Source organism: Flavobacterium sp. (assembly GCF_036405015.1).
Lineage (GTDB): Bacteria > Bacteroidota > Bacteroidia > Flavobacteriales > Flavobacteriaceae > Flavobacterium.
Window position 1 is genome coordinate 17,328 of record NZ_DASWYK010000090.1, and the last position, 22,903, is coordinate 40,230.

The window sequence follows — 22,903 nt, forward strand, 5'->3', positions numbered from 1 at the left end:
ACTGTACTTTTGGAAAATCAAAAATGAAAAGTAACGGCACAAAATATCAATCTACAATGAAAACTCTAACTAGAGTTGCAATTGCTGCTACCATTATTTCTACTACAACAACTACTACCCCTTAGGGGTATACATTTTTACATATAATCCTGATTGTCTATACTTTTTTCGCAAAAGAAGAAAGGTAATGAATACATAAAAAATATTGCATTCAAAGAAATTAAAATATCAAAAATGAAAGTATTAAAATTTGGCGGAACTTCGGTAGCCAATGCTCAAAATATAAAACTCGTTCTCGAAATTGTAAAACAAAAGGCTGAAAAAGACCAATTAGCAGTAGTAGTTTCGGCCTTAAGTAAGGTTACAGATCTACTACAATCGGCAGCAGCAAAAGCGGCGGCAAACGACGAAAGTTTTAGAGAAGTTGTTGCCGAAATCGAGAAAAAACATCTTGACACTTTAAAAGAATTAATTCCGGTAAGTGAACAAAGCAGTTTGTTGAGCCATGTAAAAAGAATCATCAATCATTTAGAAACTTTATTGGATGGTTGTTTCTTATTAGGCGAATTATCTCCAAGAACTGCTGATACCATTTTAAGTTTTGGAGAATTGCTTTCTTCATTTATTATTGCTCAGGCATACCAACAAATTAACAAAGATGCGGTTTACAAAGACAGCCGTGAGTTAATTAAAACAGATAATAATTTCGGAAAAGCTGCGGTTAACTTCGAAGTTTCTAATCAATTAATCAAAGATTATTTTGCTCAAAATGGAGCAAAAATCAATATTTTACCTGGATTTATTGCACAGACTTTAGACGGAATCACTTCTACTTTAGGACGTGGCGGATCTGATTATACTGCAGCAATTATCGCTGGTGCTCTTGATGCAGAACAATTGGAAATCTGGACTGATGTAAACGGAATGTTTACTGCAAACCCAAAAATCGTAAAACAAGCTCAACCAATTGCTAACATTTCTTATCAAGAAGCCATGGAATTGTCGCACTTTGGAGCAAAAGTTTTGTATCCACCTACAATTCAGCCAGTTTTAAGAAAGAACATTCCAATTTTAATCAAAAATACTTTTGAGCCAGAAGCTGTTGGAACTTTAATTTCTAATACAGTTCTTTCAAAAGATACAGTTGTAAAAGGAATCAGCCATATTGATAATATTTCACTTTTAACGCTTGAAGGCCCAGGAATGATTGGAGTTGCAGGTTCTTCTCGACGTTTGTTTGAAGTATTGTCTCAGGAAAAAATCAACGTGATTTTTATTACTCAGGCTTCTTCTGAGCACTCAATCTGTATCGGAATTTTAAATTCTGATGCTGATAATGCCGAAGCTGCCATCAACAAAGCTTTTGAAATCGAAATTTCTCAGAACAAAATCGATCCTTGTTATGTAGAAAAAGACCTTTGCATTATTGCATTAGTGGGCGAAAACATGAAAAACCACCAAGGTTTAAGCGGAAGAATGTTCAGCACTTTAGGAAAAAACAACGTAAACATTCGTGCGATTGCGCAAGGTGCTTCTGAAAGAAATATTTCGACTGTAATTAACGAAAGAGACGTTAAAAAAGCGTTGAATACTTTACACGAAAATTTCTTTGAAGAAAACACAAAACAGCTGAATTTGTTTGTAATGGGAGTTGGAAATGTGGGTGAAAAATTCATTGAACAGATTCATAGCCAAAAGAAATTTTTAAAAGAGGTTTTAAAAATCAATGTTCGTGTAATCGCTTTATCAAACTCAAGAAAAATGATTTTTGATGAAGATGGAATTTCACTAAAAAATTGGGATTCGGCTTTAGCAGAAGGGGAACCAGCAAGTATCGATGGATTCATTAAACGTGCAGAAGAATTGAATTTACGTAATAGTATTTTCGTAGATATTACAGCAAATGCAACAGTTTCTGAAGCTTACGAAAGATTCTTAAAAGAAAGTATTGCCGTTGTAACTTGTAATAAAATTGCGTGTTCATCTGCTTACGACAACTATAAAAAACTAAAAAATCTATCTCGTCAATACAACGCTCCTTTCTTGTTTGAAACGAATGTTGGTGCGGGATTGCCAATTATCGACACAGTTAAAAACTTAATTGCATCTGGCGATAAAGTGCATAAAATTCAAGCGGTTTTATCTGGAAGTTTGAACTTTATTTTCAACAATTTTGATGAGAATAATTCTTTTCACGATGTGGTAAAAGAAGCGGGAGTTCAAGGTTTCACAGAACCAGATCCAAAAATCGACTTAAGCGGCATCGACGTGGCACGTAAAATCCTGATTTTGATTCGCGAAAGCGGTTATGAAATGGATATTGACGCCATTGCAAACGAATCGTTCTTGCCTGCAGAATGTTTGGCAACAACAAACAACGATGATTTCTTTGCTTCGTTAATTAAACATGCTTCTCATTTTGAGAACATTTACAAAGAAGCTTTAGCAAAAGATTCAAGATTGAAATACGTAGCGCAATTCGAAAACGGAAAAGCAAGCGTAGGGCTTCAATTCATTCCAAAAGATCATCCTTTCTATAATTTGGAAGGAAAAGATAATATCGTGCTTTTCTACACCGATCGTTACGTAGATCAGCCGTTATTGATCAAAGGAGCTGGTGCTGGTGCAGCTGTTACGGCTTCAGGAATTTTTGCAGACGTGATTCGAATTGGGAATATATAAATTTTTGTTTCAGGTTTAAAGTTTAACCGCAAGGCACGCAAAGGATGACGCAAGGTTCGCAAAATCTTTTTTTTTCTTTGCGAACCTTGCGAAAAAACCTTGCGGACTTTGCGGTTAAGATCACAAAGTTTGGCAACTTGAAACTTTAAACCTGAAACCTGAAACAACAAAAAATGGAAATAAAATTATTCTGTCCCGCTACAATTGCAAATCTCTCATGCGGATTTGACGTTTTGGGACTTTGCTTAGACAATGCGGGTGATGAAATGATTGTTCGAAAATCAGATCAAAAAGGAGTTCGAATTACTAAAATCGTAGGTGCCGATTTGCCTCTTGAAACCGAGAAAAACGTTTCGGGTGTCGCTGCTTTGGCGATGTTAGCAACTTTGGACGAATTGGATTTCGGATTTGAAATTGAAATTTATAAAAACATTAAAGCGGGAAGCGGAATCGGAAGCAGTGCGGCAAGTTCTGCCGGAGCGGTTTTCGGAATCAACGAATTATTAGGAAAACCTTATTCTCGTAAAGATTTGGTTCAGTTTGCGATGCAAGGAGAAAAATTAGCCAGCGGAAATGCACATGCTGACAACGTTGCTCCTGCCCTTTTGGGTGGCTTTACTTTGGTAAGAAGTTACGATCCTTTGGATATTATCAGAATTGACAGTCCGGAAGAATTGTACGCAACGGTGGTTCATCCGCAGATTGAATTAAAAACTTCTGACGCTCGTTCGGTTTTAAAACAAAACGTTTCCCTAAAAAGCGCCATCATGCAATGGGGAAATGTGGGCGGACTTGTAGCGGGTCTTTACACCAAAGATTACGAATTGATTGGAAGATCGCTTCATGACGAAATCGTAGAACCTTTAAGAAGTGTTTTGATTCCAGGTTTCGACCAGATTAAACAAACGGCTTACGAAAACGGCGCTTTAGGTTCTGGAATTTCAGGTTCTGGTCCGTCGATTTTTGCTTTAAGCCGAGGAAAAGAAACCGCAAATCAAATCGCAAAAGCCATGAGCGAGGTTTATGAGAAAATGAATTTACCATATGAAATTCACGTTTCGAAGATTAATCCAGACGGCGTAAGAATTTTGTAAAAACAACATTATCAACCATATAAGTAATATAAGTTCATTTAATAGAAATGCACACACAGTTTTATGTACTTATATTACTTATATGGTTTAAAAATAAAGACAACGTTTGTCTGGCTGAGCGGAGTCGAAGCCCTGCAAAGTGCGACACAAAGCATAGCACGCCCTGTTTTGTCATTCCGACGAAGGAGGAATCTCCACGAGAAGCTCGACAAAGATTGGAATTGCATTGCGGAGTTACTTGCGAAGATTTCTCCTCCGTCGAAATGACAAACTATGTGGATTCACTTTGCGAAGCTTCGACTTCGCTCAGCCTGACAAAACGAAACATAATTAAAAATAAAAAAATAAAAGCTATAAGCAAGCACAGGAAAAAGCCTAAAGCATACAGCTTAAAGCCTAAAGCAAAAAATAATGAAATACTACAGTTTAAACCATAATGCCCCAAAAGTTTCTTTTCAGGAAGCTGTAATACAAGGATTAGCGAGTGATAAAGGATTATATTTCCCGGAAAGCATTACGCCTCTTGATCCTTCATTTTTTGATAAAATCGAAAGTTTAAGCCACGAAGAAATTGCTTATGAAGCGATTAAACAATTCGTTGGCGACGAAATACCTGCAGAAAAATTAAAAGAAATTATCGCTGAGACTTTAGTTTTTGACTTCCCTGTAGTGAAAGTGGAGAACGGAATCTATTCGTTAGAATTATTCCACGGACCAACAATGGCGTTTAAAGACGTTGGAGCGCGATTTATGTCGCGTTGTTTGGGTTATTTCAACAAAGACAAAAAAGACGCTAAAAACACGGTTTTAGTAGCCACTTCTGGAGATACAGGAGGCGCAGTTGCAAGCGGATTTTTAGGTGTTGGTGGTGTTGATGTTGTCATTTTATATCCGTCTGGAAAAGTGAGCGACATTCAGGAAAAACAATTGACGACTTTAGGACAGAATATTAAAGCGCTTGAAGTTGATGGTGTTTTTGACGATTGTCAGGATATGGTGAAAAAAGCGTTTTTAGATGAAACTTTAGCACACAAAAACCTAACTTCGGCGAATTCTATCAATATTGCGCGCTGGTTGCCACAGATGTTTTATTTCTTCTTTGCTTACAAAGCTTTGAAGAGCCAAAACAAACCTTTAGTTTTCTCTTGTCCAAGCGGCAACTTCGGGAATATCTGTGCTGGAATTATGGCAAAAAAATTAGGTTTACCAATTGAGCATTTTGTTGCTTCGACAAACGTAAACGATACCGTGCCAAGATTCTTAGAAAACGGGAAATACGACCCGAAACCTTCTAAAGCAACAATTTCGAACGCAATGGACGTTGGAAACCCAAGCAACTTTATTAGAATTCAGGAATTATACAACAATGATTTAAAGGCTTTTGAAAAAGACTTCTCTTCGTACAGCTACACGGACGAAGAAACTTTAAAAGCCATGAAACAAATTTACAACACCGAGGGTTACATCGCAGAACCTCACGGCGCGGTTGGTTATTTAGGTTTGAAAAAAGAGCTTGAAAAAAACCCGAACGCGATTGGTATTTTCTTAGAAACCGCTCACCCAATTAAATTCTTAGATGTGGTTGAACCAGCTTTAGGAATTACGCTTCCAATTCCAGCACAAATTGAAAGTGTTATTAATGAGGAGAAAGTGAGTGTGAAGATTGGGACTTATGAGGAGTTGAAGGCTTTCTTGGGGTAACAAAATCATATTACAATTATAAAAGACGACTGGATGCACTTCAGTCGTCTTTTTTTATTACATCAACACTCTTTTTTGTCAAAGAATTATTTCATTAAAAGAAGAAAATAAAACTTTTTGCAATGGAGATTAATCTAACTAATAGACTAAATTTTATCTCAAATATTTAAAATTAATGATTAATCATACTGTTAAAAACAATGTTAATAACAATTTTACTTTCTAATTTCACTCGCTTTTTATTTAATTAATTTAGTTATTATTATTTACTTACTAAATCTATATAATTATGAATCAGATTTTTAAAGAAGGAGAAACTGTTAGATTAAAAAGTGGAGGACCTTTAATGACAATAAGCACAATTGACAAAGAAAGTAATTTAGCAAATTGCGAGTGGTTTGATAGTAAAAAAGAATTCAGAGCAGCTGATTTTTATCTAACAAGTTTAGTACATGATGACAATAACATCCGCATATCTGTTATTTAATTAAACCATAAGTCACTATTCCGGTGGCTTATTCTATTTTTTCTATGGAAAGATTACCATCTACTAACGAAAATATTGAAAAACAATTTGAAGAAGAATTGATATCATCTTTTGAGCCTAAAAGAAAAAGGATATTTAAAAAGTTTTTCGCCGCTGCTCTTGGAAGCATACCATGGGTTGGGGGATTTTTAAACGCAGCAATGGATTTCAAAGCTGATGAAAATCAATTTAAAGCAAATAGTTTATATACTCAATGGTTACAAGAACATTCAAAAAAAATGTCAGAACTTGGAGAAACACTGACAAACGTAGCTGTCCGTTTAAACGAATTTCCTGAAGAAATAGACCAACGCATAGAAAGTGAAGAATATTTACAAATAGTTAAAAAGGCATTTCGAACTTGGAATGAAACTGATACAACCGAAAAAAAAGAATTAGTTAGAAAATTAATTACAAATGCAGGAGCATATAAACTAGTTCCTGACGACTTGATTAGATTGTTCATAGACTGGATAAATATCTATCATGAAGTCCATTTCGCAGTGATTAAATCTATTTTTGAAAACTCTGGCATAACAAGATCTCAAATATGGAATTTATTAAATGGAACAAATGTTAGAGAAGATTCATTAGAAGCAGATCTATTTAAAATGATAATTAGAGATTTAAGTATGGGAGGTGTAATAAGGCAACATCGTGCAACTAATTATCAAGGTGATTTTATTAAAAAAACTACAAGAAAAACATCTAGTTCTACTTACAAATCAGCTTTTGATAATCAAGAACAATATGAATTGACAGAACTAGGAAAACAATTTGTACATTATACAATGAATGAAATTGTAGGTCGTGTTTCATAAATCGTTACTAATCTTCTAACTATAGCTAATGCTTAAATCGTTAACGCATTAGATTGGTAAACTACTTAAATGTGGCACTAACGAAAACAATTAATATTACCACATACTACCTACAATTTAATTAACTTTTTTCCCAAATGAAAAAATGTGCATATTGTGATATAGAAACCAAACTTACTAAGGAACATATCTGGCCTAAATGTTTAATTACAAGAATGCCAAACCTAACATTTAGATATATTGGTAGTCAAAGCAAATTTGTCACATCAGAACTTGTAATTTCTGACGTTTGTTCAAAATGTAATAACGAAAAGCTTTCAAAACTCGATTCTTATTTTTGTTCTCTTCATGATAAATATTTTAAAAACTTTCATGAAGAAAAGAAACAGTTTATTTTTGAATATGATTACGATTTACTTCTAAGAAGTTTATTAAAAATCATTTTTAATTCGTCGAGAACAGTCAATAGTGAAGACAACTTCTTTGAAAATTTTAAGCATTTCATTCTTAATGGCAATGAAACTTGGGGAAATGTAATTATACTATTAGACATAATTACTCCTTGGATTACAAGGGATAGCATAAAAGTATATCCTACATCTATGAGATGTGGTACTGTAGAAATAGGAAATAAAAATGAAAATTTCATAATTTGGGCTGTTACTGTAAACTCCTTTTATTTTTATATTCTTATTTCTAAGGAAAAAACTTTGTCTGAAACTTTGGCAGAGGAATTGAACAACATATATAATAGAATTCCAGGATCAATTATTCATCCATTCAAAACACAAACATTAATTTCTGATTTTTCTAATCAAAATAGTCGCGATGCTCATGTAGGTTTCGTCATGAGCACCTATGAAGCTTTTTATAAATTATACAAAAAATAGAAAACAACTCGCGCTAGCAATTAAGAAGTCAAAAAAAAAGAGACCTTCACAAAAGGTCTCTTCTCAATCTAATATATCTTCAAAACAGTTATTTCCCGTTCAATAACTTCTCCAAATACTCCACTTTATCTTTTTCAGCTTGCACCAAACGCTCGTAAAGTTCAACTACTTTATCTAAAGGATTAAAAGTACAATTTGTTGCAAAAATACTGCCTGTAGTAACAACATTATTATTAAAGCTATTAAAGTAATTAATAACACCTTCATCTGAAAAGTTTTCAATCGCTTCAACAGCTTTTGCAATCTGAATTAGTTTCTGTTCGTCTACCGTTTCGCTGTTTTCAATAATAGAGATTGACTGTTGATTTGTACCCAAAGCCTGTGCCAGTGCTTCCTGCTTCATATCTTTAAGCTCTCTGATACGGCTTATATTTCTGCCGATATGTCTTGGTTTTATTGCTGTACTCATAATTCAAAGATATTTAAAATTCTTAAACGAAAATCGATTGCTGTAAAAAACAAAGCTATTTTTGTAAGATACGGTTTTCATAATCTTTCTTGGGGTAACTTTTTTTACAAAGTTTCAAAACTGAAAAATACCTTAAAAAAAGCATTGTATTTTGTAGTTTTATTTTTTTATAAAATTAGCTTTTTATAAGCATAAAACCTATGTTTGACAGATTGTATAGAAGATCTAATTCAAAATAAAAAATGCAATTTTTATCCCGAATATTTAACAGAATTAAAGAAATCCCTAATGCGGAAATGAATATATATCAGACTGATCATACTCAAACACCTGAAATTTTTACGCTTATTAAAGAGCATAAGAATAATGAAGCTAAAAATCATTTAAATCGTAATCCACAAGAAATACATTTGAAAGGATGGATGGACGACACGCCTTTACATGTTGCTTCATCTAGCGGAAATATGGAAATGGTTGAATATCTTCTTAAAAATCATGCTAATGTAAATGCAGAAAGAAGTGGAATTTATGCCACTCCGCTATGTTGGGCAGATAATTATGATATTGCAAAATATCTTCTTGATCATGGAGCAACGATGAATGACAGGGAACTTTTTCTTGCAACAAGCCAAGATAAAGTTGATGTTGTTGATTTATTATTAACACGAGGCGCAAAAATAGACCATGAGGAACCTCAATATTTACAATGCAAATCAATTGAATGTGCTAAAGTTTATTTAAAGCATAAAATTGATTTAAACGGCTCTGATGAACACAATAGCAATTTACTGCATAAGCTCGCCTGGCTTGATCTGCCGCTAGTATTTGATTTCGTTTATAACAACGGATGTGATTGGAAAAAAGACAGCAGCAGCAGAACACCGTACTATTTGGCAAAACAAGGCAATCGTCAAGATATTTTAAATCATTTTCAAAAATATTATGCTGAAATAATTAGTAATAAAGTAACCTCTCTCTCGCCTGAAAATTACCAATACAAGAGAATCTTTTTCTTTAAACAAAATCCTTTTAAACCAGACTTTTTCGTAGCGTACACTAAAAATTCCAACTTAGTAAAATATGCAAAAAAAGAGAATGAAATTACGGTTGACAAAATCATAAATATTGATATTCCTACTATTAGAAATTTTACATTTGATAAAATCGGAAACATTATAGTTCCAACAGGAGATCATAAATTATTGATTATTGAAGAGGAAACCTTTAATCTAATAAGAACCATAACATTACCAGAAGATTTAATTTTAGATCAAATTACTTATCTGCCTTTAAGAAATTTATATGTTGGAAGTTCACAAAATTGGGAAATCATTTTACTTTCAGAAGATTTCGAATTAATAAACACGACTACAGCTAAGGATGGTACTTTCCATCCAAAAATAAATGAGAATCAGGATTTAATTGCTTTTAATAGTTATGATCAAGAAACCTATTTTAATTTATATCATCTCAGAGAAGATTTAAGTATTCATTTTATCTATCGTTTCTTTAAAGCATGGGATAATACTTCTAGCGGATTTGAATTTAATGGTAATGAATTTGCTGTGTCATTTCCAAACGAACTGGAGTATTATGAATATAAAGATGGTGAATTAAATAAAATATGGGAAATGGATATTTCGCAATTCAAATCGCAACATGATTTGAGTTTTTTAACTTTTAAAAATGAAAATCTAATTCTTTTAGGTAAAGGAAAGTCTATATTGTTTGTGAATAGACAAGAGAAAAAAATACTTCAGGAAATTAAACTAGACTTACAAAGCGAGATTAGACAATTATATATTGATGAAAGCAAGGATAATTTAGTTATCTATACTGATCACGAATTAAAATTAATTCCGCTATAAGATTTCCTCTCCTAGCGCGAGCGTCCCGTAAATGAACACAAAGGAATTCAAAAGCCAATTGAAACGGACACAAGCGAGACGCTAGCGCTAGCGAAAAGCATTGAACACAAATATCTATTTCTTTGTTCCCAACAAATACAAAATCTTAGCAGGTCCAGATTTTACTTTTCCAACTTCCCAATTAAAGTTTTCTTTGTTGTCTAACTTAGAAATCAATTCGTTCATTTCTTCAACAGAATAGGTTCTTAAAGACGAAACGACACCATCCCACAAAACCAAAATCGGTACAATTGGAATTAGGTAGGTAAAAATAATTCGTCCAATTTTAAACGGTCTTATAAAAGGCGTTGTCAGCAAAACAGAAATTGGCGAAAAAATCATCGCTACAATACTTGGAACACTTCTTTCCTGCCCTTCAAAAATCGCTATTGAACTATTGCTATCAATTGCATTTTGCAGAATCTGTTGTGCGTCTTTCGGTTTAAAATGATGAAAAGATAAAAATTGCGTTCGGAGTCCGTTTAGGTTTTTGGGAACATTTCTGGCATCGACTGGTGTCTTTACAAAATCGAAATTTTCAGCTTGTTTTTGTGTGTGCTCGAATGCGGGAATATTGGGAAAATAATCCGTGAGCAGAATTTTTAAATCGGGATTGTTTTTTCGCAATTCGGCGTTCAGCCAAATTAATCCGCCACCTCCACCAGATGCAAGATCAATAATTTGATTGGTTTGGCTTTCTTTTAAACCTTTTTCAATTACGGGAACTATGCCTTTGTACATGGCTGTTTTATTCGAAAGAAACTGTAAAAAATCAGTCATGTAATTTCTAATAAACTCTGGAAGCCATTGTTGATCTTCAAATTCAAATAAATGTATTCTGCTCATACTTTCTTGATTTTCGGTTCTATACAAATTTCAATAATTTTATTTAAATATTTCCTTACATTTATAAAAATAAACTAAGTAGCATGGAAGGATTTTTTTTAATACTATTAATGATGCAAATGCTATCTTATGGAATAGTCGATTATTACAAAATAAAATATGGCCGTGTAACTATTCTATCCATATTTCTAATGCTTTTCTTAATTGTTTTTCCTTTACGTTTTCAAATTGGTGAGGAAGTAGAAAAAAATTCTATTCTTTGTTTATACAATGCCTTTGCCTACTTTGAAGTTTATTGGAATATTGGTATGACATTAGTTTTATCCTCGCACTTTGTTTATTGTTATTTTATTAATAGAAAACCGAAAACCACATCATAATTTATTGAAACTAAACTACAAGGTTAACTTGAATAAAAATCTCAATTGCCTCCAGCTTTAGCTGGAGGTTTTGTTTTACAGGATAATTCGGCTTTAACCAAAAAACTTAAAAGATTAGGCTAAAGCCATTTTCTACTATAACTTTGTCTTCTACAGCTAAAGCTGTAGGCAATTCAATTTTTATTTTAAACATGATTACAAAAGCATTACTTGAAGATATTCCTGCATTAACCATTTTAATCAACTCGGCTTACAGAGGCGAAACCTCTAAAAAAGGCTGGACAACAGAAGCGCATTTACTAGAAGGAAAAAGAACCAACGAACAGGAAATGACAGAAATTTTTCTGGATCCGAAAAACACTATTCTAAAGTTTACAGAAAACAATACAATTATCGGTTCCGTTTTATTGGTTGAAAAAGAAAATCAATTGTATTTGGGAATGTTGACTGTTTCGCCAGAACTTCAAAACAGCGGAATTGGAAAAAAACTTTTAGCTGAAGCCGAAAATCATGCTAAATCTCTTGGTTTATTGAGTATTATTATGACGGTTATTTCAGTTCGCGAAGAATTGGTGGCTTGGTACAAACGCCATGGTTATGTGGATACAGGCAAACGAGAAGCTTTTCCTGAAAGTGAAATTCATACTACGGTTTCTGAAATTCCTTTGGAGTTTATTTATTTGGAGAAAAAGCTGGTTTAAGTTTATTCCACAGAGATTAACAAAGAATCGCTAAGTTTTTTTAATCTCGCAAAGCCACAGAGACGCAAAGTTTAATTAAAAAAAATAACCATATAAGTGATATAAGGAATTTTAAGTTTTCTCTTAATTGAACTTATATTACTTATATGGTTCAAAACCTTGAGACTTTGTGAGATTTTGTTTTAATTTAATCAAGAAACTGTTCTCTTAATCTTCGAAAGAAACTCATGAGAAACTCCCAAATATGATGAGAGATTCTTGTTGTTTATAGCACTTACTTTTTGCGGATAGCGCTCTTTAAAGTCTAGATAACGTTGTTTTGAGGTTTTGTTGAGAACATCCAAAAGTCGCTGCTGGATGGCAACATTGGCACGCTCAATCATGAGAACATGAAACTTAATGAGTTTCGGAATTACAGCAAACAAATACGCTTTTTGCATTTTATTGATAACGACTATTTCGCTGTCTTCAATGGCTTTAATGTTGTAAGTGGTTGGTTTTTGATGATAAAAACTTTCCAAGTCGCAAATCCATTCATCTTCGAAAGAAAAGAAAATGACACTTTCGGTTCCGTTTTCATTTAAAATGTAAGTTTTGAACGATCCTTTCAAAATAAATCCTTCATAGCTGTTGTTTGAATTCTGGATTTGTAAAAATTGATTTTTTTTGAGTTTAATGAGCTCTGCTTTGGAGACAATAATATCCCATTCCTCATCTGTGAGCAGGATCTTTCGCTCAATGTTTTTTCGTAGTAGGTTGTACATTTTTGTGGTTTTTTGTTTAAGGAATAAATTCGTTTGTCAATCCACTATTAATTAGGGGCTTAAATAATGTAATCGATTACGTAAAAATACAGTATTTATGCATTTTTGTAAATTAACAAGTGTTAAAAAAACATATTTCGTAGATTTTTTTACAAAAGTTTGAACTTGTTCAACTTTTTTCGTTCAAATAATTTTCAGTTTTGTAGTGTTAAACTTTTATAAATAACCAAACTTTAATTATGAACTTAAAATCAAAACTTGCCATGTTCGCTGCAACATTGGTTTTCGGATTTACAGCATGTAACTCTGAAGAAATTGCTTCAACTCCAGAAGCAAAAATCGAAACAACAAACGAAACTGCGATTGAAGCATCTGCAACCAACACGACTGCTAAAATCGGAAATTGCGCTGAGGTTCCTGGATGGGCTTCACAAAACGGAGGTACAACTGGAGGAGGTTCTTCGGCTGAAACTACGGTTACTACTTACGCTCAGCTTAAATCGGCTATTGAAAACGCATCAGTAAAAGTGGTTAAGGTTTCTGGAACGATTACCGTGACTACAAGATTATCTTTCCAAGATCAAACTGGAAAAACGATTTACGGTGCAAACGGAGCGAAATTGGTTTCAACAAATCAAACTAAAGATGGTTCTGGAATCATCAACATTAAAAGATGTAAAAACATCATTATCAGAAACCTTATTTTCGAAGGTCCAGGCGCTTATGATACTGATGGTTGGGACAATGCAATCTTAGACGACTGCCAAAATGTTTGGGTAGATCACTGCGAATTTAGAGATGGTGTTGACGGAAACTTCGATATCAAAAACAAATCAGATTATATTTCAGTAACATATTCTAAATTCCACTATTTAAAAGCTCCAAAAGCTGGAGGTTCTGGCGGAACAGACGATCACCGTTTTTCTAACTTAATTGGTTCAAGTGATGGTGCTACGGCAGATCGTGGTAAATTGAGAATCACTTTTGCAAGATGCTGGTGGGCTCCAGGTTGTAAAGAAAGAATGCCAAGAGTTCGTTTTGGACAAGTGCATATTGTAAATAGTTTCTTCAACAGTACTGTAAGCAATAAATGTATTGCCGCAGGTTTTGAAGCAAATATTCGTGTAGAAAGCAACGTTTTTGAAGGTGTAAAAAATCCAATCGATTTAATGAGCGGTTATACTGCGGTTACTGTTACAGATAATACATTTACAAGTGTAACAGGAACTCAGGCAGGAAGCGGTACGGCTTTCACTCCACCTTATTCTATCGTAAAATTGAACAAAACTGCTGTTAAAGCTGATATTTCTGCCAATGCAGGAGCTACTTTAGGCGGAAATGTTTGCGGTTCTTTTTAATGAATTAGTATAAAAAGTAAGTTAGTTTTTAGTTTTAAAACCACGGATTGCAGTTTGTAATTCGTGGTTTTTTTATTTAAACGCAAAGCACGCAAAAGTTTTAACTTATAGAGAGTTTATATAAAACGCAAAGTTCGCAAAGCTTTGTAGTTATATCTTTTCGAACCTTAGCGTAAATCCTTGCGTACTTTGCGGTTAAACAAGTTTTTATTACTCCAAAAATCTTGATTTAAAGAACTAATTCTTCAAATAAACGTTGAATTGTTTTTTCTAAATCCTCACACAAACCCGGATGAGGTCTAGAAGTTTGAATCGCCGAACTTCTAATGGCTGTCAACCATCTAAAACGTTCTGGAATTTCAAACTCCGCAATTGGACCACCGTCTTTGGCTCCTTTGGCTATTTTTTCTAATGAAGTTAAATTGCATTCTAACTGCTCGATATCAAAATCGGCAGAAAGAGTTTGTATCCTTTCTTTATTTAAATGAAAAAGAACCTTTATAAACTTGGCTTTTTTGCAAAACAAAATGATTCCGATATTCAGGAATTCTTCGCGCTCTACCCTTGGCACAACACGAATCACAGCATATTCGTATAAGTGATTATCTTGCATTTTGAGCCTGATTTACAAAAATTTCTGAATTGGCTAATCTGGTCTTTAAAAACTGCAAATACACATTTCGCAATCCTTCTGGCGTTTCGTCTGCATCTTCCCATTGCAACCAGTCTAGCGGAATCGTGTGGACAATTTCTTCTAGAATTTCTGGCGTTAAAATCGCTTTAAATTCCGCATCAACTTCTTTTAACATAGAAGCTTGTGGCAGTAAAACGTGATCTTTTATCAAAGCAAACGGACTTTTAGCATGTTGCTCCCAATTACTCCAAGAATGATGAAAATACAAACAAGCTCCGTGATCAATCAGCCATAATTCTTTATGCCAAATTAGCATATTGGTATTTCTGAAAGTTCGGTCAACGTTGGTGATATAAGCATCTAGCCAAACAATTTGTGACGCTAATTTGGGATCAACAGTTGTTACAACTGGATCAAAAGTTATGGCGCCAGATAAAAAGTGAAGCGCCAAGTTCAATCCTTGACTTCCTTGTAGTAAATCCTGAATTTCTTCGTCGCCTTCGGTTCTTCCGAAAGCTTCGTCTAGATTGGCGAATACTAGTTCTGGTAATTGTAGTTTTAGGGCTTTTGCGATTTGTCCGCCTACTAATTCGGCGATTAAGGCTTTTACGCCATGTCCAGCACCTCTGAATTTTAAAACGTATTTAAAATCGTCGTCGGCTTCTGCTAAGGCTGGTAAGGAACCTCCTTCGCGTAGTGGGGTTATATAACGGGTAACGTTTACCGTTCTGAGATCGAAGTTGTTTTTCATAGTACAAACTTACGATTTTTTCTTAACCGCAAGGGACGCTAAGATTTACGCTAAGGGCGCAATTTTTAAATCCTATAAGTTATATAAGAAAATTTAAGCCTAACTAGATAAATCTCGCAAAGACGCAGAGTCGCAAAGTTTAATTAAAAAAATAACCATATAAGTGATATAAGGAATTTTAAGTTTTCTACTTAATTGAACTTATATTACTTATATGGTTCAAAACTTTGCGACTCAGCATCTTTGCGAGATTAAAAAAACTTTGCGAACCTTGCGTAATTCTTAGTGTGCTTTGCGGTTAAACCTCTAAACTCAAAAACGCTTTTCCTAAATATTTAATAATTGTGGAGGCTGTAAAAGATTCGTAACCCGTTTTTGGCAACGCTAAATCTGCTGTTAAGCCATGCAGATAAACGCCCATTTTTGAAGCATATTTGGGTTCGTAACCTTGCGCTAAAAGACTGGTGAGGATTCCAGTTAAAACGTCACCACTTCCTGCGGTTGCAAGTGCGGCGTTTCCGGTTGTGTTTTCGTAGACTGAAGTTCTGTTAATAATGAACGTTGGTGCGCCTTTCATGACAACGATGACTTTGTATTTTTCTGAGAAAGCGATTGTTTTCTTAAACTTTTCCGATTCGGAATTCCATTTCCCTATTAAACGTTCTAACTCCTTTGGATGTGGTGTTAGAATCGTGTCTTCTGGAACTAATTCTAACCAAGACAAATTTTCGGAAATGATGTTTAATGCATCTGCATCTAAAACTAAAGGCGCTTTGTTTATTCTTAAAAATTCAAATAATGCTTTTTGTGTGCCAAGCTCCTTCCCTATTCCTGGACCAAATCCGATGGCTTGTGGAATCAATGGCAAGTGAATATGGGTTATGAAATTGGTGTTTTCATCAGTAACGGTCATTACTTCTGGAATGGAGATTTGAAGAATTTGATAACCGCATTTGGGAATAAAAGTCGTTACGAGTCCGCAACCTGATTTTAGGCAGGATTTTGAAGCTAAAATTGCTGCTCCTATTTTTCCGTAGCTTCCAGCAATAATCACGGCATGACCTTGTGTTCCTTTATGAGCTTTAGAATCTACGGGTTTGTATAATTTTAGAATTTCTTCTTTGGTGATTAAATATGGTGATTTCATTCTTTAGCTGATGTTAATTTTAAACACATAGATTCATAGCTTTACTTTATATATAAAAGGCGTTTCACTTATTTAAATAAACATAGCTAGAAATAAAAAACTGAATTTTTAGACTAAAATTACATAAAAAATCGAAATCCTGAATCTTCTTTTGAAACGGTCAGCCCTAGCCCTGATAGTAGCGGCATCCTTTTTGTTTTTTCTTTAAAAACAAAAAGATATAGCGGATAGCAGGAAATAGCTCCTAATTATTGCGAAATTTATAATTTAAGGCATTCAAATTCGATATTTTTTGAATAGATTTGCATATCAATTTTATAAAACAACACAATGAAAAATACTGCGCTTACGCACATACATGAAGGTTTAGGAGCGAAAATGCTGCCTTTTGCTGGCTATAACATGCCTATTACATATGAAGGAGTTAATGCTGAACATGAAACAGTTCGTAATGGTGTGGGCGTTTTTGACGTTTCGCATATGGGTGAATTTTTGTTAACTGGGCCAAATGCACTGGCTTTGATTCAGAAAGTGACTTCAAATGATGCTTCGACTTTGACGATTGGAAGAGCACAATATTCTTGTCTTCCTAATAATGAAGGCGGAATTGTGGACGATTTGATTATTTATAAAATGAAAGAAGAGCAGTATTTACTGGTTGTAAATGCTTCGAATATTGAAAAAGACTGGAACTGGATTTCGTCTCACAATGATTTGGGAGTTGAAATGAGAAATCTTTCTGATGATTATTCTCTTTTGGCAATTCAAGGTCCAAAAGCGGTTGAAGCGATGCAGTCTTTGACTTCTGTTGATTTGTCTGCGATTACCTATTATCATTTTGAAGTAGGTGATTTTGCTGGAATCGAGCATGTAATTATTTCTGCTACTGGTTATACTGGTTCTGGCGGATTTGAAATTTACTGCAAAAATGATGAGGTAGAACAAATTTGGAACAAAGTTTTTGAAGCTGGAGCTTCTTACGATATTAAACCAATTGGTCTTGCTGCTCGTGATACTTTACGTCTAGAGATGGGATTCTGTCTTTACGGAAATGATATTAACGACACGACTTCTCCTCTTGAAGCTGGTTTAGGATGGATTACGAAATTCACTAAAGATTTCACTAATTCTGAAGCGCTTAAAAAACAAAAAGAAGCTGGTGTTACTAGAAAATTAGTTGCTTTTGAAATGCAAGAGCGTGCGGTGCCAAGACACGATTATGAAATTGTTGATAGCGAAGGAAACGTGATTGGAATTGTAACTTCTGGAACTATGTCTCCTTCTATGAATAAAGGAATTGGTCTAGGATATGTAACTGTTGCAAACAGTGCTGTTGACAACGATATTTTTATTAGAATCAGAAAAAATGATGTTCCGGCTAAAGTGGTTAAATTGCCATTTTACAAGAAATAATTTTTAAATTATACAATAAGAATGCATTACGTTTGTAATGCATTTTTTTTGTGCTGTACTCAAAATATATTGATGACAACAGTGAGTATATGCATTTTATAGAGAAAAACTTTAGGTCGTCGATATTTCAATAAATTACTATAATTTGTAAAAAAATTAGTGTAACTTTAATCATGAACACTGAATTTCTGTTTATGAAAAAAATTTCACTACTCCTTTTTTTGCTAACATCAAATCTATTTTTTGGTCAGAACAGCGCAGAAACTTGTGAAATGTTAAACAAAATAAATGCGCTTATTCAAGCTGAGCATTTTAGACCTAAACCTGTTGATGACAGTTTATCTGTGTTTGTTTTTGATAATCTCATTAACGAATTGGATCCCTCACGAAATATCTTTTTTAAGAGTGAATATGATGAATTGGCCAAAAAATACCGATATAATATAGACGATTTGATTCTAAAAAATGACTGTAATTTTCTATCAGATATTAAATCCGTATATGTCAATGGTTTAGTCCGTACTAAAAAGGTTCTCGAAAAAATTCAGACTCTGCCTATTGATTATACCAAAAAAGACACCATTCGTTTTTATAAAAAATCTTTTGCCTTTTACTTAAAGAAAGAAGACATAGAAAAAGTCTGGGTTAAAAAATTACGTTATCAGATATTGGATGATATTGCCGAAACGAGTGATAATTTAGATTCTCTTAAGGCTAATTTCAAGTCTATCGAAATGGCATCAAAAAATAAGATTCTAACCAACGAAATCTGCCGTTTCTCCACTTTATTAGAAACTGATACCAAACAAGAAGAAAAGTTCTACAATTTCTTTTGTACTTATTTTGATCCTCATACCGCGTATTTTAGTGATGATTCGAAAACAAGTTTCATGGCTTCATTGTCTAAAGAACATTTGTCACTTGGGATGACGGTTAATCTGAATGATAAAAACGAAATTATAATTGATGAAGTTGATCCAAATGGTCCTGCTTATCAGACTGGACAGGTGAAGAAAGGCGATCAGATTATATCCATTTCCAATCAGAAAGAAACGCTTCAGGTTTCTTGTGCTTCATTAGAATCAATATCCACCATGATTTTATCGGAGGCGAATAAACATATCACACTGACTCTAAAACGCAATTCGGGTAAAAGTTTTGATGTTTATATCGAGAAACAGGTTATGAAAGACGAAGATAATTCTGTTTTCAGTTTTATTATCGGAAAAGATAGTAAAATTGGTTATATAAAAATCCCTAGCTTTTATGCTGATTTAGACGGCAATAGTCGAAAAGGATGTGCTGATGATGTCGCGCGAGAAGTGATAAAACTGGAAAGAGATAACATTAAAGGATTGGTTATTGATTTAATTGACAACGGTGGTGGCTCTATGGAAGAAGCGATTAAACTTGCGGGTATGTTTGTAGATTATGGTCCGCTTTCGATTGTAGTAGACAACCATAATGAAAAATCGGTTATTTCGGATCCTTTTAAAGGTGTTATTTATCGCGGACCTATTGTTGTGCTTATAAACAGTAATACGGCTTCTGCAAGTGAATTTTTCTCTTCTATCATGCAAGATTACAATCGCGCTTTATTGCTAGGAAGCAGTACTCTTGGAAAAGCAACTATGCAAACTATTTTACCTCTTGATGAACAAAACACCGATTTCTTAAAAATAACCATCAACAAATTCTACAGAATTACCGGAAAAAGCCATCAATATATTGGTGTAAAACCTGATGTTGTACTTCCTGAATTTTATGAAGATATTTTTCAGAAAGAAAGTGATTTTCCGACTGCAATGAAAAATGACAGCATAACACCTTTTTTGAAATATAAAACTTATGTCAAAAGAAATTTAATTGACAAAATTGCTAAAAACAGTTCTGCCCGACTTTCTGATAATTATTTCTTTGATAACATTAAAAAAATCAATCTTAAAATTGATCAGCTTGTAAATACTCCAAAGGCTGAAATGCCCATGACTCTGGATGCAGTTTTTAAACAAAAAAAGATTTTAAATGCACTTTGGACAGAGATTAATACTTTTAATGATGAAAACAATCCACTAGATGTTTACAATTCTAGTGTAAATCAGCTTTTGCTTGGAGCTTATCCTACAGACAAAACGATCAATCAATATCAAATGGATCATCTTAAAACTAATCCATATCTAAATGAAGCTGTCAATATTATAAATGAATTTAATGGAATGTAGACTTAGATTTTAGATTTTAGATTTTCCAAAAATCGATTCGCTCTTTTTGGAATTTGGGATTTAAAAAAATTGGAATTTATTTAAGTTAGCTTTGCGTTCTTAGCGGTTAAATTTATCCTCAAAAAAAGAATAATTTTGTTTTTGTAAAAATAAGGAATAACCGTATTTTTGCATCTCAAAACTTAAAATTAGAAATGGGAAGAGCATTCGAATTTAGAAAAGGAAGAAAAATGAAACGTTGGTCAGCAATGGCCAAAACATTTACCAGAATTGGTAAAGATATCGTAATGGCTGTTAAAGAAGGCGGACCAAACCCAGACGCTAATTCTAGATTAAGAGCTGTTATACAAAATGCGAAAGCGGCCAACATGCCAAAAGACAATGTGGAGCGCGCAATTAAAAATGCAAGTAATAAAGATACTGCCAACTATAAAGAAATTTTGTTTGAAGGATACGCTCCTCACGGAATTGCAATCTTAATCGAAACGGCTTCTGACAACAACAACAGAACGGTAGCAAACATTCGTAGTTATTTCAACAAATGTAACGGAACAATGGGAACTCAGGGTTCTGTAGAATTTATGTTTGATCACACTTGCAACTTTAGAATTGCAAACAACGGACTTGATGCCGAAGAATTAGAATTAGAATTAATTGATTTTGGTGCTGAAGAAGTTTTTGAAGACGAAGACGGAATCTTAATCTACGCTCCTTTTGGAAGCTTTGGTGCTTTACAAAAAGAATTAGAAAACAGAGGTCTTGAAATTTTATCTTCTGGTTTTGAACGTATTCCGCAAATCACAAAAGAATTAACTGAAGCTCAAATCGCTGATGTTGAGAAATTGATCGAAAAAATTGAAGAAGATGATGACGTAATGAACGTTTATCATACTATGCAGGAATCATAGTTTTCTTCAAAATATATTTTAAAAGCTCCGGATTTTCTGGAGCTTTTTTATTTTTAGCAATTATCGCTTAATTCAAATAAAAAATTATATTTGCTGATATAAGAAATAAACTAATTTAAAATCTTTTTATTTATGCAATCTTCCAAATTCATGAAATTTGCAGTAATAGCACTTGTAATTTTATTTATCGTTATTAGTGTTATTAGCTAAAACAAAGCCTTCTAATTTTTGGAAGGCTTTGTTTTTATTCTATAAAATGCATTAAACAATTATAATTTCTAAATTCTATTCCTACTCCTAAACTCTAAAATCGAAACAAAATCCCTAATGAAATTAATAGAAAACTTCTACTGCATACAATCTGTAAATTTCGAGGATGATACAGAGGGAATAAATTCGATCAAAACAGAATTGATAAGACCTTCAATCAAAATCCTAGATATAGAATATTCTGAAAAAAAGACCTATACAAAACAATTAGTAGCCAATTCATCTACAGTTTCTAATGGAGATTTTACAACAGAAGAATTATTGTTTTTATCCAAAACATACGGATTCGAAATTGAAGAACATGCTATTCATAAAGGATATTACGAAAGCGTTTTAAAAATCCATAAACTGTATGACTGTCCTGGTTATATCACCTTAATGGAATTGGATGGAAAAGAATATTTAAGGATTGATTTTCTTCGTTGGCAATTTGATTGTCAGCCCAGAGGAGCTGGAGAAGACATGTTAGGAGAAGATGTTACCTACATTTTGGGTATTTGGGAATCTCCATTATTGACTGATGAAATTGTAGCTAAAATTAAGAGAAAAAGTTAAATCGAATTGATAAAGTTAATTGTTCCATAATGAGCAAAATCTCAATAATAAAAAAAATACAATTAGGAGTTCATGGATTTCCTATTGAACATCCTGATTCTGAATTGTGTTTTAATTTTTATTGCGGAAATGGAGTGATAAAACATGAGGCAAGTATTTCACTAGAAAAATCTAATTTATTAGTTTCATTAATTGAAAGCGGTACAATCTCAAATACTGATTTAGCACAAAATGATGTAGATACATTACAAAATTTAGAAGATCCAAATAGAGCATTTACATATAGATATCAAATTTATAATGCTAAAGAATGCAATAATGATTATCTCATAATTTTTGACATTACTGAATATCGAGATTATTACACTGGTTTTATATATGCAGCTTTACAAATAGAAAAGTAAGTATTGAAGTTTATGGACAAAAAAGAATTATTTAGAACTACACTCATCAATGCAGGATGGTACGAAGGGAGAAGTATAAAAAACGAAATTGAAAATACTCCTTTTTACAAAATGCTTCCGCCAAAAATTCAAGATTTTTATTGCGAGTTCGGAGATCTGACACTTCATGCTGAAAATAAAATAGAAACGATGAAGATCCATTTCAAAATTTTTAATAATCCTGAAGCAATAAAATATTATAATACGGAAGGTTACAAAATTAGGAGATGAAGTTGATTTTTCGAACGATAGATATCTTGATTACTATTACTCTGTATTAATTGGTACGTAATTGTATGAAATAGCTCGACGAAATGATTTACTATTTGAGCATTTCACTAGAAATGTGCTTAAATCCTAATCCCAATAACGATCCACACTTCAATACTCCTCTTAGAGAATTAGGAAATTAAAAAAATAT

The 22,903-nt window shown here is 33.3% G+C and carries 21 protein-coding genes; 15 read left to right on the plus strand and 6 right to left on the minus strand.

The window, feature by feature from the left end; all coding sequences use genetic code 11:
* The first annotated feature begins 234 nt into the window (after window positions 1-234).
* The 6 genes from thrA (at window position 235) to VGE71_RS07345 (ending at window position 7,714) form a co-directional block, all read left to right on the plus strand.
* Entirely contained in the window at window positions 235-2,682 is a 2,448-nt protein-coding gene (thrA, locus tag VGE71_RS07320) for a bifunctional aspartate kinase/homoserine dehydrogenase I (protein ID WP_331137740.1), read from the plus strand.
* Between the two features lie 173 nt (window positions 2,683-2,855).
* Entirely contained in the window at window positions 2,856-3,776 is a 921-nt protein-coding gene (locus VGE71_RS07325) for a homoserine kinase (protein ID WP_331137741.1), read from the plus strand.
* A gap of 411 nt (window positions 3,777-4,187) precedes the next feature.
* Complete coding sequence (gene thrC, locus VGE71_RS07330) at window positions 4,188-5,477, plus strand: threonine synthase (RefSeq protein ID WP_331137742.1); 1,290 nt, start codon at window positions 4,188-4,190, stop codon at window positions 5,475-5,477.
* Window positions 5,478-5,766: 289 nt separating this feature from the next.
* Window positions 5,767-5,964, plus strand: coding sequence for a YodC family protein (locus VGE71_RS07335; protein ID WP_331137743.1), 198 nt, complete (start codon window positions 5,767-5,769; stop codon window positions 5,962-5,964).
* 44 nt (window positions 5,965-6,008) lie between these two features.
* On the plus strand, window positions 6,009-6,824 hold the full coding sequence (locus VGE71_RS07340) for a hypothetical protein (RefSeq protein WP_331137744.1): 816 nt from the start codon (window positions 6,009-6,011) through the stop codon (window positions 6,822-6,824).
* A 137-nt stretch (window positions 6,825-6,961) separates the two neighbouring features.
* Entirely contained in the window at window positions 6,962-7,714 is a 753-nt protein-coding gene (locus VGE71_RS07345; RefSeq protein WP_331137745.1) for a hypothetical protein, read from the plus strand.
* Window positions 7,715-7,802: 88 nt separating this feature from the next.
* Here VGE71_RS07345 and VGE71_RS07350 read toward each other — a convergent pair whose 3' ends face one another.
* A complete protein-coding gene (locus tag VGE71_RS07350) occupies window positions 7,803-8,183 on the minus strand; it encodes a helix-turn-helix transcriptional regulator (protein WP_331137746.1) in 381 nt (126 codons plus the stop codon).
* 242 nt (window positions 8,184-8,425) lie between these two features.
* Between VGE71_RS07350 and VGE71_RS07355 the strand changes: the two genes are divergently transcribed.
* Window positions 8,426-10,051 carry an ankyrin repeat domain-containing protein gene (locus VGE71_RS07355; protein WP_331137747.1) on the plus strand — a complete coding sequence of 542 codons (1,626 nt, stop codon included), beginning with the start codon at window positions 8,426-8,428 and terminating at the stop codon, window positions 10,049-10,051.
* Between the two features lie 114 nt (window positions 10,052-10,165).
* Here VGE71_RS07355 and VGE71_RS07360 read toward each other — a convergent pair whose 3' ends face one another.
* Window positions 10,166-10,936, minus strand: coding sequence for a hypothetical protein (locus VGE71_RS07360; RefSeq protein ID WP_331137748.1), 771 nt, complete (start codon window positions 10,934-10,936; stop codon window positions 10,166-10,168).
* 571 nt (window positions 10,937-11,507) lie between these two features.
* On the opposite strand from VGE71_RS07360, the gene VGE71_RS07365 reads away from it, so the two are divergent.
* Window positions 11,508-12,017 carry a GNAT family N-acetyltransferase gene (locus VGE71_RS07365; RefSeq protein ID WP_331137749.1) on the plus strand — a complete coding sequence of 170 codons (510 nt, stop codon included), beginning with the start codon at window positions 11,508-11,510 and terminating at the stop codon, window positions 12,015-12,017.
* Window positions 12,018-12,208: 191 nt separating this feature from the next.
* Here VGE71_RS07365 and VGE71_RS07370 read toward each other — a convergent pair whose 3' ends face one another.
* A complete protein-coding gene (locus VGE71_RS07370; RefSeq protein ID WP_144214402.1) occupies window positions 12,209-12,781 on the minus strand; it encodes a Crp/Fnr family transcriptional regulator in 573 nt (190 codons plus the stop codon).
* Between the two features lie 239 nt (window positions 12,782-13,020).
* Between VGE71_RS07370 and VGE71_RS07375 the strand changes: the two genes are divergently transcribed.
* Window positions 13,021-14,139, plus strand: a complete 1,119-nt coding sequence (locus tag VGE71_RS07375; protein ID WP_144214404.1) for a pectate lyase family protein — start codon at window positions 13,021-13,023, stop codon at window positions 14,137-14,139.
* 229 nt (window positions 14,140-14,368) lie between these two features.
* On the opposite strand, the gene VGE71_RS07380 is transcribed toward VGE71_RS07375, so the two are convergent.
* The 3 genes from VGE71_RS07380 to VGE71_RS07390 form a co-directional block, all read right to left on the minus strand.
* Window positions 14,369-14,752 carry a DUF3037 domain-containing protein gene (locus tag VGE71_RS07380; protein ID WP_331137750.1) on the minus strand — a complete coding sequence of 128 codons (384 nt, stop codon included), beginning with the start codon at window positions 14,750-14,752 and terminating at the stop codon, window positions 14,369-14,371.
* A complete protein-coding gene (locus tag VGE71_RS07385) occupies window positions 14,742-15,524 on the minus strand; it encodes a HipA family kinase (protein WP_331137751.1) in 783 nt (260 codons plus the stop codon). The genes VGE71_RS07380 and VGE71_RS07385 overlap by 11 nt, the downstream gene beginning before the upstream one ends.
* Before the next feature lie 298 nt (window positions 15,525-15,822).
* Window positions 15,823-16,671, minus strand: coding sequence for an NAD(P)H-hydrate dehydratase (locus VGE71_RS07390; protein ID WP_331137752.1), 849 nt, complete (start codon window positions 16,669-16,671; stop codon window positions 15,823-15,825).
* A 330-nt stretch (window positions 16,672-17,001) separates the two neighbouring features.
* On the opposite strand from VGE71_RS07390, the gene gcvT reads away from it, so the two are divergent.
* The 6 genes from gcvT (at window position 17,002) to VGE71_RS07420 (ending at window position 22,713) form a co-directional block, all read left to right on the plus strand.
* The gene (gcvT, locus tag VGE71_RS07395) at window positions 17,002-18,084 is read left to right on the plus strand and encodes a glycine cleavage system aminomethyltransferase GcvT (RefSeq protein ID WP_331137753.1); all 1,083 of its coding nucleotides are present in this window, start codon (window positions 17,002-17,004) and stop codon (window positions 18,082-18,084) included.
* Between the two features lie 272 nt (window positions 18,085-18,356).
* A complete protein-coding gene (locus VGE71_RS07400; RefSeq protein ID WP_331137754.1) occupies window positions 18,357-20,306 on the plus strand; it encodes a S41 family peptidase in 1,950 nt (649 codons plus the stop codon).
* A 194-nt stretch (window positions 20,307-20,500) separates the two neighbouring features.
* Window positions 20,501-21,214, plus strand: coding sequence for a YebC/PmpR family DNA-binding transcriptional regulator (locus VGE71_RS07405; protein WP_144214413.1), 714 nt, complete (start codon window positions 20,501-20,503; stop codon window positions 21,212-21,214).
* 327 nt (window positions 21,215-21,541) lie between these two features.
* The gene (locus tag VGE71_RS07410) at window positions 21,542-22,039 is read left to right on the plus strand and encodes a hypothetical protein (protein WP_331137755.1); all 498 of its coding nucleotides are present in this window, start codon (window positions 21,542-21,544) and stop codon (window positions 22,037-22,039) included.
* Between the two features lie 29 nt (window positions 22,040-22,068).
* Entirely contained in the window at window positions 22,069-22,443 is a 375-nt protein-coding gene (locus VGE71_RS07415) for a hypothetical protein (protein WP_331137756.1), read from the plus strand.
* A 12-nt stretch (window positions 22,444-22,455) separates the two neighbouring features.
* Window positions 22,456-22,713, plus strand: coding sequence for an SUKH-3 domain-containing protein (locus tag VGE71_RS07420; protein ID WP_331137757.1), 258 nt, complete (start codon window positions 22,456-22,458; stop codon window positions 22,711-22,713).
* Window positions 22,714-22,903 lie beyond the last annotated feature (190 nt).

What these genes read in the sequence shown, in the direction of transcription:
- thrA (WP_331137740.1), top strand. Translation starts at nt 235, where the DNA reads ATGAAAGTATTAAAATTTGGCGGAACTTCGGTAGCCAATGCTCAAAAT.
- VGE71_RS07325 (WP_331137741.1), top strand. Translation starts at nt 2,856, where the DNA reads ATGGAAATAAAATTATTCTGTCCCGCTACAATTGCAAATCTCTCATGC.
- thrC (WP_331137742.1), top strand. Translation starts at nt 4,188, where the DNA reads ATGAAATACTACAGTTTAAACCATAATGCCCCAAAAGTTTCTTTTCAG.
- VGE71_RS07335 (WP_331137743.1), top strand. Translation starts at nt 5,767, where the DNA reads ATGAATCAGATTTTTAAAGAAGGAGAAACTGTTAGATTAAAAAGTGGA.
- VGE71_RS07340 (WP_331137744.1), top strand. Translation starts at nt 6,009, where the DNA reads ATGGAAAGATTACCATCTACTAACGAAAATATTGAAAAACAATTTGAA.
- VGE71_RS07345 (WP_331137745.1), top strand. Translation starts at nt 6,962, where the DNA reads ATGAAAAAATGTGCATATTGTGATATAGAAACCAAACTTACTAAGGAA.
- VGE71_RS07350 (WP_331137746.1), bottom strand. Translation starts at nt 8,183, where the DNA reads ATGAGTACAGCAATAAAACCAAGACATATCGGCAGAAATATAAGCCGT.
- VGE71_RS07355 (WP_331137747.1), top strand. Translation starts at nt 8,426, where the DNA reads ATGCAATTTTTATCCCGAATATTTAACAGAATTAAAGAAATCCCTAAT.
- VGE71_RS07360 (WP_331137748.1), bottom strand. Translation starts at nt 10,936, where the DNA reads ATGAGCAGAATACATTTATTTGAATTTGAAGATCAACAATGGCTTCCA.
- VGE71_RS07365 (WP_331137749.1), top strand. Translation starts at nt 11,508, where the DNA reads ATGATTACAAAAGCATTACTTGAAGATATTCCTGCATTAACCATTTTA.
- VGE71_RS07370 (WP_144214402.1), bottom strand. Translation starts at nt 12,781, where the DNA reads ATGTACAACCTACTACGAAAAAACATTGAGCGAAAGATCCTGCTCACA.
- VGE71_RS07375 (WP_144214404.1), top strand. Translation starts at nt 13,021, where the DNA reads ATGAACTTAAAATCAAAACTTGCCATGTTCGCTGCAACATTGGTTTTC.
- VGE71_RS07380 (WP_331137750.1), bottom strand. Translation starts at nt 14,752, where the DNA reads ATGCAAGATAATCACTTATACGAATATGCTGTGATTCGTGTTGTGCCA.
- VGE71_RS07385 (WP_331137751.1), bottom strand. Translation starts at nt 15,524, where the DNA reads ATGAAAAACAACTTCGATCTCAGAACGGTAAACGTTACCCGTTATATA.
- VGE71_RS07390 (WP_331137752.1), bottom strand. Translation starts at nt 16,671, where the DNA reads ATGAAATCACCATATTTAATCACCAAAGAAGAAATTCTAAAATTATAC.
- gcvT (WP_331137753.1), top strand. Translation starts at nt 17,002, where the DNA reads ATGAAAAATACTGCGCTTACGCACATACATGAAGGTTTAGGAGCGAAA.
- VGE71_RS07400 (WP_331137754.1), top strand. Translation starts at nt 18,357, where the DNA reads ATGTTAAACAAAATAAATGCGCTTATTCAAGCTGAGCATTTTAGACCT.
- VGE71_RS07405 (WP_144214413.1), top strand. Translation starts at nt 20,501, where the DNA reads ATGGGAAGAGCATTCGAATTTAGAAAAGGAAGAAAAATGAAACGTTGG.
- VGE71_RS07410 (WP_331137755.1), top strand. Translation starts at nt 21,542, where the DNA reads ATGAAATTAATAGAAAACTTCTACTGCATACAATCTGTAAATTTCGAG.
- VGE71_RS07415 (WP_331137756.1), top strand. Translation starts at nt 22,069, where the DNA reads ATGAGCAAAATCTCAATAATAAAAAAAATACAATTAGGAGTTCATGGA.
- VGE71_RS07420 (WP_331137757.1), top strand. Translation starts at nt 22,456, where the DNA reads ATGGACAAAAAAGAATTATTTAGAACTACACTCATCAATGCAGGATGG.